This is a genomic window from Oscillibacter sp. PEA192, from assembly GCF_003574015.1.
Lineage (GTDB): Bacteria > Bacillota > Clostridia > Oscillospirales > Oscillospiraceae > Oscillibacter > Oscillibacter welbionis.
This window is the reverse complement of the sequence record NZ_AP018532.1, coordinates 495,738-511,829: the sequence shown is the minus strand read 5'-3', so window position 1 is coordinate 511,829 and position 16,092 is coordinate 495,738. Positions and strand designations below refer to the sequence as shown.

At 61.4% G+C, this 16,092-nt stretch carries 15 protein-coding genes and 1 riboswitch; of the genes, 5 read left to right on the top strand and 10 right to left on the bottom strand.

The genetic code is table 11. The annotated features are described in order from the left end of the window. Positions 1–66: 66 nt before the first annotated feature. The 3 genes from hslO to DN611_RS02450 are packed head-to-tail and all read right to left on the bottom strand — an operon-like array spanning position 67 to position 2,022. A complete protein-coding gene (gene hslO, locus DN611_RS02460; protein WP_025544444.1) occupies positions 67–957 on the bottom strand; it encodes an Hsp33 family molecular chaperone HslO in 891 nt (296 codons plus the stop codon). Positions 958–973: 16 nt separating this feature from the next. Further along, positions 974–1,729, bottom strand: a complete 756-nt coding sequence (locus DN611_RS02455; protein WP_119310566.1) for a class I SAM-dependent DNA methyltransferase — start codon at positions 1,727–1,729, stop codon at positions 974–976. Continuing rightward, positions 1,726–2,022: a YerC/YecD family TrpR-related protein gene (locus tag DN611_RS02450; protein WP_025544442.1), complete on the bottom strand. Its 297-nt coding sequence runs from the start codon at positions 2,020–2,022 to the stop codon at positions 1,726–1,728. Before DN611_RS02450 ends, DN611_RS02455 begins: the two co-directional genes overlap by 4 nt. 198 nt (positions 2,023–2,220) lie before the next feature. Between DN611_RS02450 and DN611_RS02445 the strand changes: the two genes are divergently transcribed. Then, entirely contained in the window at positions 2,221–2,910 is a 690-nt protein-coding gene (locus DN611_RS02445; protein WP_160117392.1) for a DUF3298 and DUF4163 domain-containing protein, read from the top strand. Positions 2,911–2,963: 53 nt separating this feature from the next. Here the strand turns inward: DN611_RS02445 and DN611_RS02440 are convergent, their stop codons facing one another. The 4 genes from DN611_RS02440 to DN611_RS02425 all read right to left on the bottom strand — a co-directional run bounded on the left by DN611_RS02440 (position 2,964) and on the right by DN611_RS02425 (position 7,064). Then, a complete protein-coding gene (locus tag DN611_RS02440; protein ID WP_119311874.1) occupies positions 2,964–4,334 on the bottom strand; it encodes an alanine/glycine:cation symporter family protein in 1,371 nt (456 codons plus the stop codon). 99 nt (positions 4,335–4,433) lie between these two features. Further along, positions 4,434–4,525, bottom strand: a riboswitch (glycine riboswitch). Between the two features lie 190 nt (positions 4,526–4,715). Further along, a complete protein-coding gene (locus DN611_RS02435; protein WP_021749068.1) occupies positions 4,716–5,597 on the bottom strand; it encodes a PfkB family carbohydrate kinase in 882 nt (293 codons plus the stop codon). Between the two features lie 34 nt (positions 5,598–5,631). After that, the gene (locus DN611_RS02430) at positions 5,632–6,324 is read right to left on the bottom strand and encodes an MgtC/SapB family protein (protein WP_021749067.1); all 693 of its coding nucleotides are present in this window, start codon (positions 6,322–6,324) and stop codon (positions 5,632–5,634) included. Positions 6,325–6,338: 14 nt separating this feature from the next. Continuing rightward, entirely contained in the window at positions 6,339–7,064 is a 726-nt protein-coding gene (locus DN611_RS02425; RefSeq protein WP_025544438.1) for an MgtC/SapB family protein, read from the bottom strand. Positions 7,065–7,698: 634 nt separating this feature from the next. Between DN611_RS02425 and DN611_RS02420 the strand changes: the two genes are divergently transcribed. From DN611_RS02420 to DN611_RS02410, 3 genes are all read left to right on the top strand, one after another. Beyond that, on the top strand, positions 7,699–8,775 hold the full coding sequence (locus DN611_RS02420) for an ABC transporter substrate-binding protein (protein ID WP_021749063.1): 1,077 nt from the start codon (positions 7,699–7,701) through the stop codon (positions 8,773–8,775). Positions 8,776–8,869: 94 nt separating this feature from the next. Next, on the top strand, positions 8,870–10,615 hold the full coding sequence (locus tag DN611_RS02415) for an ABC transporter permease (RefSeq protein WP_021749062.1): 1,746 nt from the start codon (positions 8,870–8,872) through the stop codon (positions 10,613–10,615). After that, positions 10,612–11,730: an ABC transporter ATP-binding protein gene (locus DN611_RS02410; RefSeq protein ID WP_021749061.1), complete on the top strand. Its 1,119-nt coding sequence runs from the start codon at positions 10,612–10,614 to the stop codon at positions 11,728–11,730. Before DN611_RS02415 ends, DN611_RS02410 begins: the two co-directional genes overlap by 4 nt. Positions 11,731–11,817: 87 nt before the next feature. On the opposite strand, the gene DN611_RS02405 is transcribed toward DN611_RS02410, so the two are convergent. From DN611_RS02405 to DN611_RS02395, 3 genes are all read right to left on the bottom strand, one after another. Further along, entirely contained in the window at positions 11,818–12,099 is a 282-nt protein-coding gene (locus DN611_RS02405) for a hypothetical protein (protein WP_021749060.1), read from the bottom strand. 179 nt (positions 12,100–12,278) lie between these two features. After that, positions 12,279–13,673 (bottom strand): asparagine--tRNA ligase, encoded by a 1,395-nt coding sequence (gene asnS, locus DN611_RS02400; RefSeq protein ID WP_036630172.1) that lies wholly within the window; start codon positions 13,671–13,673, stop codon positions 12,279–12,281. Between the two features lie 106 nt (positions 13,674–13,779). Then, entirely contained in the window at positions 13,780–14,679 is a 900-nt protein-coding gene (locus tag DN611_RS02395) for a hypothetical protein (protein WP_119310564.1), read from the bottom strand. A gap of 261 nt (positions 14,680–14,940) precedes the next feature. On the opposite strand from DN611_RS02395, the gene DN611_RS02390 reads away from it, so the two are divergent. Then, positions 14,941–16,023, top strand: coding sequence for a PfkB family carbohydrate kinase (locus DN611_RS02390; RefSeq protein WP_021749056.1), 1,083 nt, complete (start codon positions 14,941–14,943; stop codon positions 16,021–16,023). The last annotated feature ends 69 nt before the right edge of the window (positions 16,024–16,092 follow it).

Below are 16,092 nucleotides of genomic sequence, written 5' to 3'. Positions count from 1 at the left end.
CATTTCAGACGGCAAAAGTTATTATACTCAAAGACGCCCGGTCTGTCAACTGGAAATTTAATTTTTTTACATTTTTTTCTGGAGCCCCCGGACCATGGCCTCCAGATCTGCTCTGGAGAAGTGCTGCACATTGTCACAGAAGCGGCAGGTGAGGTCCGCGCTGCCCTGCTCGTCGATCATGGCCTGAAGTTCCTCCGGCCCCAGGCTGATGAGGGCCCGCTCCATCCTGTCCCGGCTGCAGTAGCAGCGGTACTCGATGGGGCTCCTCTCCAGGATCTCCAGGTCGAAATCCGACAGAGCGTGCCGCAGCATAGCCTCCGGGTCCGGATCGTTCCGCAAAAGTCCCGTCACCGGCCCTGCGGCCATCAGGCTGCCCTCCACCTTGGCGATGACATCCTCGCCGGCGCCGGGCAGCAGCTGGATCAGATACCCGCCGGCGGCCAGCACGCTCTGGTCCCGGTCTACCAGCACCCCCAGGCCGCAAGCCGTGGGGATCTGTTCGGACTCCACGAAATAGGCCGCCAGGTCCTCCGCGATTTCGCCGCCCAACAGGCTCACGCTGCCCACATAGGGCTCCTTCATGTTCAGGTCCCGGATCACCGTCAACGTACCCTCATGGCCCACAGCGGCCCCCACATCCAGCTTGCCGTCGGGCCGCAGAGGCAGGTCCACGACAGGATTGTCCACCGTTCCCCGGACGTTGCCCTGGTTATCGGACACCGCCAGCAGCGTTCCCAGCGGGCCTCCGCCCTTGATCTGCAGCGTCACGCTGGCCCCGTCCTCCTTCAGGGCGTTGCCCATCATGGAGACCGCAGCCAGCGTCCGGCCCAGCGCCGCCGTGGCCACAGGCAGAGCCTTGTGGATCTGACGGGCGCGCTCTGTGAGCGCCCGGGTGGAAACTGCCGTGGCCTTGATATGGCCATCCTTGGAGATGGCCCGGATCAACTGATCGCTCATTGTACAAACTCCTGTTTTATCTTGGTCTGACCGGCTTTTGACACCGGAAAATCCAGCGGTCCTCCTCCGCCGCCGGTGGACGGCTGGTGAGGTCGCCGGTGACGGTGACAGCGCCGAAGCCCGCCTCCGTCAGATACGTCTCCAGCTCCTCCCGCCCCCAGGCCCGCTCCCGGTGCTCCTCAAAGGCCCGGTCCCAGCTCCCGTTGGCGTTCAGCCGGAACAGGTCCACCTGATAGGTGCAGATCTTCCGGCCGGGGGCGTAGAAGGTCCGCCAGACGCAGTAGCTGTCCTCTGTCTCGTCCAGATAGACCTGCCCGTCCATCCGCCGGAGCTTGTAGGGGGTGTTCACATCGAACAGGAACAGTCCGCCGGGCCGCAGCCAGCGGTATACCCGCCGCAGCGTCTCCCGCAGGTCTGCCGTCCGGGTGAGGTAGTTCAGCGCGTCCAGGGTGGAGATCGCCGCATCCACCTCCATGCCCAGGTGCAGGCGGGGCATGGACTGGTGCAGGAACATCGGCGGCTGCTCCAACGCCGCCGCCTTCCAGGCCGCCTGGGTCAGCATCTCCTCGGATCCGTCCACGGCGATCATCCGGTATCCCCGCTCCGCCAGCAGGCAGGCCATGGTGCCGGTTCCGCAGGCCAGGTCCAGCACCGTCTCCACCGGGAGGGCGCTTCTGTGGAACTGCCGCGTCAGGTAGTCTGCCCGCCGGCGGTATTCCACATCCACTGTCAGGGCATCGTAGCTGGCGGCCAGGGCGTCATAACTGCTCATTTGTCCCGCTTCTTGTACCGGGCGAAAATCTTCTCGTAGGCCCCGGTGCCGTAGCTGAGGGACCGGTTCACCCGGCTGATGGTGGCGCTGGAGGCGCCGGTGCGCTCCAGGATCTCGTTATAGATCATGCCGTCGTCCAGCAGGGAGGCTACCTCGAACCGCTGCTCCATGGCCCGCAGCTCCGACACGGTACACAGATCCTGGAAGAACTCATAGCACTCCTGCTCGTCCTTCAGCAGCAGAATCGCCTTGTACAGCTCGCCGTTCTTTTCCTTCTTGCCGATCTTTACCATATCCAGTACCCTTTCTGGGAGGCTCCAACAGATTTGCGGCGCTTCGCCGCCAAGATGTATTTTAACACTCTGCCGCGTGAAAGTAAAGGGCTCCGGACAGAAAAAATTTCTTGCACTTTAAAGCGTGTCCAGTCACCCCGCCCGGCGGCAGGGCATAGGCTGGTGCAGAACAGCATCTTTTCGGAAGGAGCGGCGCCTATGAACGAACCTCTCACCCAGCTGCACGCAGAGGCCATGACCGCGGAGCGGGAATGGACCGTAGAGGAGATCCCTGTGCTCTCCGCCTCCATCTCCCTGCCGGAACCAGTTCCAGCAGCGGACAAAGTCTCCCGCCGCATCCGGCGGTATTACCAGCTCCAGTGCCGTTCCTTCCTACGCTATTGTGAGACGTACCTCCTGCCTGCGGCGGCGGAGGAATACCGCGCTGCTCTGGCGGCCAGCCTGCCCCTGCCCCACTTCCGGGCGGAGCTGACCTATCAGGTCACCTACAACGACGGCGGCCTCTGGAGCCTGTATACCCAGTCCCGGGAGAGCGGCTTTTCAGGGCGCCCCACGCTTCTGCGCCATGGGGATACCTGGGATCTGATCTCCGGCTATCCGGTGCCTCTGTCCGCCTTCTTTCCCCGCCGCAGCGGATGGAAGCGGCGGCTGATGGAGGCAGCGGAGGCGGAGATCCAGCGGCAGGAGACGGCTGGGATCTCCCGGTACCATGAGGGCGTCCGCCGGCTGCTGCGGCGCCATTTCAACCCGCAGAACTTCTATCTTACGGCGGAGGGTCTGTCGTTTTTTTATCCCATGTACGCCATCGCCCCGGCCATGGAGGGCATCCCGGTCTTCACCCTCCCCTACGGCCAGGGCGGTCCGGCCCTCCCCGCCCGGGATGCTTGAAGAGACCCTCCGCCCGGAACTTCGGGCGGAGGGTCTCTTTCTGGGCGGGGCGCTTATTTGCGCAGGGCGTCCCCTCCCCTGGCCGCCTTGGCCACCAGCCCGCTGAGGGCCAGCAGCGCCAGCAGGTTGGGGAACACCATCAGCGCATTGAACAGGTCGGAGAGGTTCCAGACCAGGGGAGCCTCCAGCACAGCCCCCAGGGCCACGCACACCACCGCAATGCAGGCGTAGACCTTGACAGCCTTCACACCGAATAGATACTTCACGTTCTGCTCGCCGAAGAAGTACCAGCCGATGATGGTAGAGAAGGCAAAGAACAGCAGGCAGATGGCCACATAGAAATTGCCGAAGCTGCCGAACACAGTGGAAAACGCCACCTGGGCCATGTTCTCCGCCGCCGGATTGGCAGCCATGTCGCCCACGTTCAGCGCGCCGCTGGTAATCATCACCAGGGCGGTTATGGTCAGGACCACAAAGGTGTCGATAAACACACAGACCATGGCCACAACGCCCTGGTCCTGGGGCTTTTCCACCTTGGCCATGGCGTGGGCGTGGGGGGTAGAACCCATGCCTGCCTCGTTTGAGAACAGGCCCCGGGCCACGCCGTAGCGCATGGCCTCTCGCACGCCGATACCCACGGCGCCGCCCAGGATGGCCTGGGGGTTGAAGGCACCCTCAAAAATCAGGGCAAAGGCGTGAGGCAGGTTGGTAATATTGGCAATCAGCATGACGAGGCCGCCCGCCAGATAGAAGCAGGCCATGACAGGCACCAGCTTCTCCGTAACGGAGGCAATGCGGGTGACGCCGCCCAGGAAGATGAAGGCGGCCACCACCGCCAGCACCACGCCCACGATCCAGGTGGGGATGCCCAGCGCCTCCTGGAAGGCGTTGCTGATGGCGTTGGACTGGACCATGTTTCCAGTGAAGCCCAGGGCGAAGATGATAGCCAGCGCGAAGAAGCCCGCTAGGATCTTGCCGAAGGTCCCCTTGAATGCCTGCCGGATGTAGTAGACGGGTCCGCCGATGACGTGCCCCGTCTCGTCCTTGGTCTTGAAGGTCTGGGCCAGCACCGCTTCGCCGTAGATGGTGGCCATGCCGAAGAAGGCCGCCAGCCACATCCAGAAGATGGCGCCGGGGCCGCCGGAGATCATGGCGGTGGCGCAGCCGGTGATGTTGCCTGTGCCCACCTGGGCGGCGATAGAGGTTGCCACCGCCTGGAAGGAGCTCATGCCCTCCTTGCCGGCCTTCTCGCCGTTGAGGTTCACGCTGCCGAACAGCCGCCGGAAGCCGGCGCCGAATTTGCGCACCTGGATGAACCGGGTGCGGATGGTGAAGATGATGCCGGTACCCACCAGCAGATACAGCAGCAGGCCGTTCCACACAAAGCCGGCCAGTTCGCTGACCTTTGCGGCCAACAGATCCATGTCCATGTTTTCTCTCTCCTTGTCCGCAAACGAAAAGGGCCGGACAGACCCTGCCCAGCCCAACAAAGCGCCGGCCCCCTCCGCTGTGCGGAAGGGCCTGCCCTTTACTCTGTCCTTTTACCTGAGAGATTCAGCGGGATTTCCCGCCTTGCACCTTCGGTACTCATCTGAGCTTCTCCAGAGCCACATCCATCCCTAGTCCTCATCCCGTGCCGGGACACCTGAGAGTTTCACTCCTTCGGCAGGCTTGCGCCGTTTCTCTAGGGACTTCGTTTGCCTTTATGTAATTGACACTTGTTACCTTATCACGGACAATACCCATTGTCAATGGAGTTTTTGTACAGGAGCCGTCCGCTGTCTGCGGACGGCTCCTGTGCCTTCTCAATAAAACTCCCGGATATAATCCAGCACATCCTGTCGGGTGCCCTGGAAGGGGCCCGGCGTCTCCATCTTCAGGGAGACCAGGGCCGTGCAGTACCGCAGAGCCTCCTCCACCCCGGCCCGCTGGCGCTCCGTGATATAGCCGGCAAAGGTGGTGTCGCCCCGCCCGGTCCGGCCGGAGAGGTTCCGTGCCTTGATGGGACAGGTGTAGGTGGTCACCCCGTCGTAGGCCAGCACCTCGGTGTTGTGGGTGATGAGGACCTCCTTGGCGCCCCAGCTGTGCAGGAGCTTGGCGGCCTCCGCCCGATCGGTGAGGCCCGTCAGGATCTCCGCCTCCGCCGCGTCGGTCTTGAGGTAGTCGATCACCGGCAGGTACTGCTTCTTTTCCGCCCAGTCGTGGAAGGCCATGGTCCTGTCCGCCTCCACATGGCGCAGCAGGCACTGGACATCCACCGCCACCTTGCCGTGCCTGGCTGCCTCGGCAAAGAGGGCACCGTCGAAGTCGCCGTACACCAGGCCGGCGAAGTGATAGATCTTGGTCTCGATATCCGGCAGCTCATCGAACCGAAAGGGATCGCACACCCCCATGGAGGTGCAGGCCCGCTTTTCTTTGTCGGCGGTGAAATACTGGTTGCGGATGGAGCAGGTGGCCTGAGACGGCTTCCAGTACACATCCGCACCGGACCCGGCGAACCGCTCCTCCACATCCGCATCCGCGGGATTCAGCTTGGTAAACACGGCGGTGCGGTTGCCGCTTTTGGCAGCCGCAAAGCCGGAGGCCACCACGGCGCCGCCCACCTCCTTGCGTTCGTTGCCCTGATAGTCGATGTTGTGATCCAGGGACACCGGGCCGATCACCAGTACGTCATACGTTTTTTTCATAGTCTCTCTCCTATTCTTCCGGCTTGCGCCGCTGTTACAACTCCTCTACCGACACCACGCCCTCCGTGGCGTTCATCTTGGGGATCAGCTGCTCCACCCGGCACCGCTTGTTCAGCCGCAGGGTAAAGAGGGCGCAGGCATTGTGCGTCTCCGTCTCCGTAGAGCGGGTAATCTCCATGTTCAGCACTTTCAGGTTCAAATCCCGGAACAGCCGCAGCACATTGTCCAGGCAGGTCTTGTTACTGTACTCCATATAGAGGTTCACCTCCGGGGCGTTGTCCAGCATCCGGTACTCCAGCTTGGACAGGAACATCTCCGCCGCCAGAATCAGCGCCGTGGCGAAGATGCCGCCCTCGTAGAACCCGCCGCCCAGGCACAGGCCCACAATGGCCGCCGCCCAGAGGCCCGCCGCCGTAGTGAGCCCCTTCACCCGGCGGCGCCGGGTGACGATGATGGCGCCTGCGCCGATGAAGCCAATGCCCGCCACCACCTGGGCTCCCAGCCGGGCCATGTCCGTGTAGTAATGGAGGTTCAAATAAAGGAACTGGCTGGTGAGGGTCGTCATGGCCGCCCCCAGGCAGATCAGGATATGGGTGCGGAACCCCGCCGGCCGGCGCTTGTACTCCCGCTCCAGCCCGATGAGACCGCCGCACACCACCGCCAGCAGCATCCGCAGCGTGGTGGACAGCACGGTCACATCCCGCACACCGTCAAAAATCGGCAGCAATCTCCGCACCTCCCTCAGATTTCATCAATGGTGTAGACGCTCTCCAACTCGGAGATCGCCGCCAGGACCCGGACGTGGTAGTGCCTGCCGGGCAGCCGAATGGAGAACACCGCGCTGGGATTCTTGGACCGCTCCTCCCGGCCCCGGTCCAGATCCACTTCATAAATCTGTCCGCCCTGAGACTTGATGCGGGCAATGATGTCCCCCAGATTGTCCAGCGTCTGGAATTCCACATAGATGTTCATGTTCCGGGCGCTTTCGATGATGGCATCCTCCACGAAGGGCAGCAGCCGGTTGGTCAGCAGGATCAGCAGGAAGCCCAAAAGTACGCACTCGTAAAATCCCGCGCCGATGGCCAGACCCATACAGGCGGACGCCCAAAGGCCCGCCGCCGTGGTCAGTCCCTTCACCTCCTGCTTGCCGGTGACGATGATGGTGCCCGCACCCAGAAAGCCGATGCCGTTGATGACCTGGGCGCCGAAGCGGGACACATCCGTCCGCAGGCCGATCTCCATGGCGGTCTCATGCCAGGCGTGGGTCACCATATAGCTCTCATACTGACTGAGCAGCATGGTCAGCGCCGCGCCCAAGCATACCAGCATATAGGTCCGGAAGCCTGCCGGCCGGCGCTTCCGCTCCCGCTCCAGTCCGATGAAGCCCCCGAAGAGCATGGCCACAGTCAGGCGCAGCAGGACGGAGGCCACGTTCATCTCCCGCAGGTATGCCAGTCCTTCCATCATTCTGTGCACACTCCTCTCTCCGCCCCGCGCCGGGCAGTCAAACAATAAAAAGGGGAGGAATGGCTCCGCCAACTCTCCCCTCTCTTTCGGCAGGTCACCTCTGCGGCAGATGTTGCCGCATATTCCCGGAAACGGTTGCATGGTTAAATAAAGCTGTTTGAACGGCGCCATTCTCAGCATTCTTGACAAATTTCGACGAACCCAAAGCGCCCAAATTGTTTCTTTTATGTTTATCACAAGCCGGAAGAGAAGTCAATATCTTCCACACTCTGGCGGAAATCTTCGGCTGATTGCCTAAAGCCTGGAGAAAAATTTGGGCAATTTCAGTCCAGCCGGGTCCCGGGGATACGAAACGGTTTTGAAGGGCACGTGTTTGAAAGTAAGCGCTGTCATAAATTTTATAGTTTCACCAATTTCCCCTTCCGCTTTTTAACAAAACTTCCGGAAAAAGCCAGCGCCGCCGCCATTTTTGTCTCTTATACAAATACATTTTTTCTATTTTTGTCTTTGCTTTATGGGGTTCCTCCTGTGTGCAAACGTTACCAATTATTGACACTCTTTTCCGGAGATGCTACAATATCCCTAAAATCCCGGAGGATCCGGAACCTAAAATTGGTGAAAAGGAGACACTCTTATGAAACAGAGCAAACGTCTATTCGCGCTGCTCCTTACCCTGGCCATGACGCTGGGAATGCTCACCGCCTGCGGCGGCGGCAACAGTGACACCTCCTCCGAAGGGGACGGCGGGGAGTCCAGCGGCAGCAACGAGCTGACCGTCTACACGGCATTCCCCGAGGCCGAGGTGGCCTACTACTTCAACGCGTTTGAGGAGGCCACCGGCATCAAGGTCAACGCTCTGCGGCTCTCCGCCGGTGAGATGCTGACCCGCGTGGCTGCTGAGAAGGACAATCCCCAGGCCTCCCTGATGTTCGGCGGCTCCACCGATAACTACATCGCCGCCTCCAGCCAGGGCCTGCTGGAGGCCTATCAGTCCCCCGAGCTGTCCAACACCCCGGAGAACTATCTGGACCCCGACGGCGTGTGGAACCCCATCTATGTGGGCGCCATCGCCTTCGCCTGCAACAAGGACTGGTTCGCGGACAAAGGGTATGATTATCCCACCAGCTGGGATGACCTGCTGGATCCCAAGTATCAGGATATGATCATTATGGCCCACCCCGCCACCTCCGGCACCGCCTACACCGTTCTGGCCACGCTGATCCAGCTGAAGGGTGAGGATGCCGTGTGGGATTACCTGAAGGAGCTGGACAAGAACATGTCCCAGTACACCAAGTCCGGTTCCGCCGCTCCCAACGGCGTGGCCCTGGGCGAGGCGGCCATTGCCCTGACCTTCTCTCACGACGGTCTGCAGCCCACCACCGAGGGCTATCCCATCGAGCTGTCCTTCCCCACCGACGGCACCGGCTATGAGGTGGGTGCCATGGCCCTGATCAAGGGCGGTCCCGCTGACGAGCAGGAAAACGCCAAGAAGTTCATCGACTTCATGTGCTCTGCAGAGGGTCAGAACCTGTATGCCGAGAACAATTCCTTCCGGGTGCCCACCAACTCCCAGGCCACTCCGGCCGAGGGTCTGGTGACGCTGGACTCCGTGGCCGTCATCGACTATGATGCCGTCTGGGCTGCCGAGCACAAGGACGAGTTCGTCGCGCAGTTCGAGGCGAACATCGCCAGCTCTGAAAATCTGGAGTAATTCCGGAAGATTCTCTCTATGCCTGCAGGACTTCCTCCCCGGCGGGGAGGAAGTCCTCTTGCCAAACGCTTGAAAATCAACAGGAGGAACCCAAATGGCAAACGCTGCTGGTTCGGGCGGCAAAAGCGCCGCCCGCCTGAAAAGGCGGAACGAATCCAAGATGATCATGCGTCAGCCCATCATGCTGATCTCGATCCTTACGGTCATCGTGCTCCTGCTTTTATTCGTCATCTATCCCCTGGTGAAGATTCTGCTCTTCAGCCTGACCGATGCGTCCGGGACTTTCTCCCTGGCTACCGCGGCGGAGATCTTTTCCACCTCCCGGTATTTAAAGACGTTCGGCCGCACCATGGTGCTGGGAGTGATCGTGGCAGTGATCGCCACCTTCATCGGCTACATCTTCGCCTATACCATCACCCGCACAAACGTCCCCTGCAAGGGCTTTCTGAAGACCATCGCCACCCTGCCCATCCTGTCCCCGCCCTTCATTCTGTGCCTGTCCATCATCTTTCTGTTCGGGCGGCAGGGGCTGATTACCAACGGGCTGCTGAAGATCACGGACAACGACGTCTACGGCATGGGCAGCCTGATCGTGGTGCAGGTGCTGAGTTTCTTCCCCATCGCCTATATGACCCTCTCCGGCATCCTCTCCTCCATCGACGCATCGGTGGAGGACGCCGCCTGCAACATGGGCGCCAGCCGGTGGCACACCTTCTGGACGGTCACCTTTCCGCTGTCCCTGCCGGGCATCATCTCCGGCTGCCTGCTGGTGTTCATCCAGTCTCTGGAGGACTTCTCCAATCCCGCCACCATCGGCGGCGATTTCACCACCTTATCTGTGGAAGTCTATCAAACCATCACCGGCAGCTATGACATGCAGAAGGGCTCCGTGCTGGCGCTTTTGATGCTGGTGCCTACCATGCTGGCCTATCTGCTGAACAAATACTGGGTCAACAAAAAGAGTTTCGTCACCGTCACGGGCAAGCCCACCCAGGCCCGCAAGCTCATCGATGAGCCCCATATCAAATGGCCCCTGTTCGCTGTCTGCCTGGTGGTGGCCGCGGTCATCATCCTGTTCTACGGCACAGTGGTCTTTGGTTCCTTCGTCAAGACCTGGGGCTACGACTACACCCTCACCCTGGACCAGTACACCCGCGCCTTGCAGCAGGGCTGGGACAGCCTGCGGAACTCCATTATCCTGGGTCTGATCGGAGCGCTGATCGGCGGCCTGCTGGGCATGGTCATCGCCTACATCACCGCCAAGCGGGACTACTACGGCAAACGGTTTATCGAGGTGTCCTCTGTTCTGATGTTCGCCGTCCCCGGCACTGTGCTGGGCATCGCCTACATCCTGGCCTTCAACACCGGCTTCCTAGTGCTCACCGGCACCGCTGCCATCCTGGTGATCGTGTTCGTGTTCCGGAATATGCCGGTGGCGATTGAGTCCGGCACCACCACGCTGCTGCAGATCGACAACTCCATTGAAGAGGCCTCCACCATTCTGGGTGCCGGCAGCGGCTACTCCTTCCGCCGGATCTCCCTGCCTATGCTGCGCAACGCCTTCTTCTCCGGCCTGGTGTACTCCTTCGTGAAGGCCATCACTGCCGTCAGCGCCATCATCTTCCTGGTCTCTCCCCGCTGGGATCTGGTCACCAGCAAGATCTACACGCTCTTTGACCAGGCAAAATACAGCCAGGCTGCGGCCTTCGTCACCATGATGGTCGTAATCCTGCTGGTGTTTATCGGCATTTTCAACGGATTGATCAACCTGCTGCTGGCCCCCCGCTCCAGGGTGCCCAAGGGCGCAGGCATTCACGAGAAAACGGAGGAAACAAAATGAGCAAGCAGATGGAAAAGTCGGCGCTGGGCAAAAAGAGCTCCGGCGTGGTTTTAAAAGAGATCACCAAGATCTTCCAGCAGCCGGATACCGGCAAGGATTTCGTGGCTGTGGACCACATCAACCTGAACATCCAGGACGGCGAGATGGTGACGCTGCTGGGCCCTTCCGGCTGCGGCAAAACCACCACGCTGCGGATGATCTCCGGCTTTGAGTACCCCACCAGCGGCAGCGTGTTTATCGGTGAGCGGGATGTTGCCAAGATCCCCCCCAACAAGCGGGGCATCTCCATGGTGTTCCAGAGCTACGCTCTGTTCCCCCATCTGAACATCTGGGAGAACGTGGCCTACGGTCTGAAAGTGGCCAAGGTCTCCCAGGATGAGGTGGTCCGCCGCACCAACGCCGTCATGGAGCTGATGCAGCTGACCGGTATGGAGCGCCGGTTCCCCAACCAGCTCTCCGGCGGACAGCAGCAGCGGGTGGCCCTGGCCCGCGCCGTGGTCATTGAGCCCAGCGTGCTGTTGTTTGACGAGCCCCTGTCCAACTTGGACGCCAAGCTGCGGGAGAGCATGCGGGACGAGCTCCGGGCCCTTCAGAAACGGCTGGGCATCACCTCCCTTTATGTCACCCATGACCAGTCCGAGGCCATGGCCATCTCCGACCGGGTGGTCATCATGAAGGACGGCGTCATCTGCCAGCAGGGCACGCCCACAGAGATCTATGAGCAGCCCAACAGCCGGTTCGTGGCCAACTTCATCGGCAAGGCCAACTTCATCGACGGCACCTTCCGCGGCATGGACGGCGAGAACGCCCTGGTGGAAGTGGGCGGCCACACCTTCCCCATCCCCGCCCCCGGCAAGATGGAGGGCGTCCAGAAGGACGGCCCCTGCTGCCTGGCGGTTCGTCCGGAGTCTATTCTCCTCTCTGAGGAAGAGGGCCCCCTGTCCGGCCGTGTCTCCCGGGCCACTTACTACGGTGCCAAAGTGGAGTACGAGGTCATGCTGGGCGACCAGCCCATCATCGTGGAGGTCTACAACCCCCAGCTGTCCAAGCGCTTCGCAGAGGGCGAAGCGGTCCACATGACCCTCATCGACCGCTGCGTGCGGGTGCTGGCCTGATCCGGCACAGTTCTTCATCTAACTGAAAGAGAGCGCCCGGGCCACGTGGTCCGGGCGCTCTCTTTCACGCGCACTCCGGGGCAGCGCCTATTCCTCCCGCAGATAGTTCAGCTTCCCCAGGTCCAGGCCCATTTGCAGCCCCAGAAAGAAGTGGGCGGCGCAGGCCCGTTCTCCCGCGCCAGCCCAGGCGTCCTCCATCTCCAGGACCTCCTCCAGCAGCGGCACGTCCCCGCCGTGGGTTTCCCGGAAGCTGGCCATCAGTTCTTGCTGCTTCCGCTCCAGCGCCTGCCACTCTTCGTCCCGTCCCTGAAGCCTGGGCCGCAGATGCGCCAGCATCAGGCGCAGAAGTTCCATTGTATCGCTTTCCATTTTTTTCCTCCTTTTGAGTTTTTCCTAACTATACACTAGGGCCCCGCCTCTCCTCAAGAAAAACTGTTGCAGCGGACCGCCGGCAATGCGCAGAAGGGTACCGCCCTCCGTCCCCACAACCGCAAAAAACGGCGCCCTGTCCAAGCAGATGGACAGGGCGCCGGAGTCGATTTTATTTTTTAAAAGTCCGCACTGCCGACCGTTCTCGGGTGGGGCAGGACGTCCCGGATGTTGCTGACGCCGGTGAGGTACATCACCAGCCGTTCAAAACCCAGGCCGAAGCCCGCGTGCTTGCAGGAGCCGTAGCGCCGCAGGTCGCAGTACCACCAGTAGTCCTTGGGGTTCATGCCCAGCTCCCGGATGCGGCTTTCCAGGATTTCCAGCCGCTCCTCGCGCTGGCTGCCGCCGATGATCTCGCCGATGCCGGGTACCAGGCAGTCCGCCGCGGCCACGGTTTTCCCATCGTCGTTGAGGCGCATGTAGAACGCCTTGATCTCCTTGGGATAATCCGTGACGAACACCGGCTTCTTGTACACCTGCTCGGTGAGATACCGCTCGTGTTCCGTCTGCAGGTCGCAGCCCCAGGAGACCTTGTAGTCAAACAGGTCGTTGTGCTGCTCCAGAATCGCCACTGCCTCGGTATAGGTCACCCGGCCGAAGTCAGAGGAGGCCACGTGCTCCAGCCGCTCCAGCAGGCCCTTGTCCACGAAGCTGTTGAAAAAGGCCAGCTCCTGAGGGCACTTTTCCATCACCTGACGGATGACGAACTTGATCATGGCCTCCGCCACATCCATATCGCCCTTCAGGTCTGTGAAGGCCATTTCCGGCTCGATCATCCAGAACTCGGCGGCGTGGCGCTGGGTGTTGGAGTTCTCCGCCCGGAAGGTGGGGCCGAAGGTATATACGTCCCCGAAGGCCATGGCGAAGTTCTCCGCGTTCAACTGGCCGGAGACGGTGAGGTTCGCAGGTTTACCGAAGAAGTCCTGGGAGAAGTCCACCTCCCCATCCTCGGTCATGGGCGGATTTTTGGGGTCCAGCGTGGTGACCCGGAACATCTCGCCGGCGCCCTCACAGTCGCTGGCAGTGATGATGGGGGTGTGGACGTAGACGAAGCCCCGCTCCTGGAAGAACTGATGAATGGCGTAGGCCGCCACGCTCCGCACCCGGAACACGGCGGAAAACAGGTTCGTCCGGGGCCGCAGGTGCTGGATGGTACGCAGAAACTCCACGCTGTGGCGCTTTTTCTGCAGGGGGTAGTCGGAGGTGGAGGTGCCCTCCACCTCGATGGAGGCGGCCTTCAGCTCCAGGGGCTGCTTGGCCTCCGGCGTCAGGACGACGGTGCCGGTGACGATCAGGGCGGCGCCCACGTTCTGGGCGGCGATATCCTTATAGTTCTCCAGCGTCCCGGCCTCCATGACCACCTGGAGATTCTTGAAGCAGGACCCGTCGTTCAGCTCGATGAAGCCGAAGGTCTTCATGTCCCGGATGGTGCGGACCCAGCCGCCCACGGTGACCGTCTGGCCGGAGAGTGCCTCGCTGTCGGCGTAGATGGCCGCGATTTTCGTATAGCTCATAAACTTCACCCGTTTTCTTGTTTTTGCTGGAAATGGCTGCATAATCATGGATATTGTACTCCATTTCAAATAGTTTTACAAGAGGGAACGGGCGTTTTCCCGGTTTTCAGGCGATCGCCTCCGCCCCCACGGTGTAATCGCCCCACTGGCCGCCGCCATTTCGGACAGCGGTGCAGTCTGTGAAGAAATAGGCCCCCAGGCCGCTGCGCCACTTCTCCGCGTCAAAGCGGACGCCACTGTAGTCCGGCATCTCGTCCCCAGGACCGAAACTGGGCAGATTAAAGGTCACCGGGTTTTCATCCTGGGTCTCTTTGACGGAGAACAGGCAGCCGTCCTTCCAGAACAGTGCTTCCCCGTCGATATACCCGCTGTCCACGAAGTCCTGATATGTGCCCTCCATAGCCATCAGCCCGTGGGCGGAGCCGAAGGCATAGGCCACCGCGGCCTGTTCGCTTTCCGGCAGGGAGGTCCCGGACAGGTCCACCCCCAGCTCCGTGATGCCATCATTCAGGCTGGGGTCCACCTCCCAGAGATCGTTCAGCACGTCCAGGTGCAGCCGGCACAGATCGTCAAAGCCGTCCTCCAGGATGCGAACGGAGGCCACCGTGCCGAACCGCATGGGGTAGGACTCCATGACGGAGCCGTCCCAGGTGACCTCCACCAGAGCGCCAGGCATGGGAGACCAGTCCAGCAGGTCCATCTCCTCCTGGGTGTATCCCTCGATAGTCAGGTCTTCCACACTGAAGAGGTCCAGGGTGTACACAGCTCCGGCCCCGCCGTCCGTCCCGGCCAGCACAGAAGCCGGATCATCGCCGTCCCCCACAGTCACCAGCCGGAAGGTCTCCGTCACCCGGCCGGGCTCCGTCGTCTCTCCTCCGGTCCGGGTCTCCTCCGCGGGTGTGCCGCCGGAATCGGCCCCCGCACCGGCGGAGACGTCCCCTCCGGCGCAGGCTGCCAGCAGACAGATACAGAAATACAGGCTCAAAAACAGGCACCATTTTTTCATGAAGCATCGCCTCCTCTGCCTGTATAGTCGGCAAAGGCGGCGGTTTGGTTCCACTTCCGGCGCGATTTTTATTCCGCTGGGAGAACATGAAGCTCCCGCCCCATCAGCACCTCTCTGTCCGGTACCTGCGGCAGGCGAAGCGGGCATCCCCGTCCCACAGACGGCTGACGGCTAAAAATTGGGTCTTGACTTTTTCAAAAAAACAGATAAACTAAGCATTAGATTATATATCTTAATTTTTGCTTACAAGGAGGCGGCGCCATGACCCAGCGGGAACGGCAGATTCTGAACTGGATCGAAGAAAACCCTCTCATCTCCCAGCAGGAACTGGCGGAGAAGGCCGGCATCACCCGGTCCTCCGTGGCGGTGCACATCTCCAACCTGATGAAGAAGGGCTACATCACCGGCAAAGGCTACATCGTCCATACAGCGCCCTATGTCACGGTGGTGGGCGGCGTCAACATGGACATCGGCGGCTGGCCGTCGGAGGTGCCGGTGGACCGGGACTCCAACCCCGGCGCGGTGCGGATGAGTCTGGGCGGCGTGGGCCGGAACATCGCCCACAACATGAGCCTTCTGGGCCTGGACGTGCGGATGGTCACCGCCTTCGGCGACGACCTGTACGCCCAGAAGATCGCCGCCAGCTGCGGGGAACTGGGCATCGACATCTCCCAATCCCCGGTGATCCCGGAGGGGCACACCTCCACTTATCTCTTCATCAATGACGAGAAGGGCGACATGCTGCTGGCGGTCAGTGACATGGACATCTACCGCCATCTGACACCCCAGCTGCTCTCTCAGCGGCAGAAGCTGCTGTCCGGCAGCCAGGTGCTGGTGATCGACACCAATATTCCCGCGGAGAGCATCGCCTATCTGGCAGAGAACTGCCCGGTGCCTATCTTTGCCGACCCGGTCTCCACCGCCAAGGCGGTGAAGTTGCAGCCGGTGCTGGGCAGGCTCCACACCCTCAAGCCCAACCGCATCGAGGCGGAGCTGCTCTCCGGCGTGGCCATCACCGATGAGGCCAGCCTGCGCGCCGCCGCGGACGCCCTGCTGGCCACCGGTCTTCACCGGGTATTCATCTCTCTAGGCGGAGACGGCGTGTTCGCCGCCGACCGTTCCGGGGAGCGGGTGCACCTGCCCGTCCTGCCGGCGGAGATGGTGAACACCACCGGCTGCGGGGATGCCTTCATGGCAGCCATCACCTGGGCCTATCTTGCGGGCACGGATCTGACGGGCACCGCCAAGGCGGGTCTGGCAGCCTCCGCCATCGCCATGGAGGGGGCGGAGACCATCAACCCCGCCATGAGCGCGGAAGCGCTGAAGCTGCGGGCTGGGCTTTAAAGTTCCCGGTCCCCCCATTTCCAATTCCTGACACCCCATTCCCCATCGAATAACCAAAATTCAAATCTG